The organism is Alteromonas sp. 5E99-2 (genome assembly GCF_017368475.1).
Classification (GTDB): domain Bacteria; phylum Pseudomonadota; class Gammaproteobacteria; order Enterobacterales; family Alteromonadaceae; genus Alteromonas_F.
In genome coordinates this window covers 1-521 of sequence record NZ_JAFNJE010000077.1, presented here as the reverse complement: position 1 = coordinate 521, position 521 = coordinate 1, and the positions used below count along the sequence as shown (strand labels likewise).

Below are 521 nucleotides of genomic sequence, written 5' to 3'. Positions count from 1 at the left end.
CTGCTTCTGTCGAATCGGTGAGGACCGCAAGCTGATCATACCCGACACCGCGATGCCGATCTGCGATAGCAATTGCCAAAGCGGCATCGACTCGCGGAGCGATTCCCCGTTCGTCCATGACAACAAAGTCATTTCCCAGTCCATGCATCTTCATAAACGGGATTTTGGTGGCGTTTTTTTGGTTCATATAGGGGCATATAGACAAGGATCGCACTGTTATCCAGATGGAGGCGAATTTGGGGTTGACCCTGTTGGCCACTCTTTCTAGAAGCGCCCCCAGTGGGCCGTTAGCTCAGTTGGTAGAGCAACTGACTTTTAATCAGTAGGTCGATGGTTCGAACCCATCACGGCTCACCACTTTTTCAATGACTTAGCCATGATGCTTGGTAGGTCGCGCTGGTAGTTGTCACCACATAGTCACCGCAGCGACAAGAACTTAATTTAAGTGATACCACAAATTGCAAGCAATCGAATCAGTCGGTTGTCCATGTCAGGCCTTTGGACAAAATTTGGATGCCCTG

Annotated in this window: 1 tRNA gene and 1 pseudogene; one reads left to right on the top strand and one right to left on the bottom strand. The window is 49.7% G+C overall.

The features are described from left to right. Positions 1 to 187, bottom strand: a pseudogene (locus J3L16_RS15965) (hypothetical protein); the annotation flags it as partial. A 94-nt stretch (positions 188 to 281) separates the two neighbouring features. Here J3L16_RS15965 and J3L16_RS15960 point away from each other — a divergent pair. Then, positions 282 to 357, top strand: a tRNA-Lys gene (locus J3L16_RS15960). Positions 358 to 521: the final 164 nt, after the last annotated feature.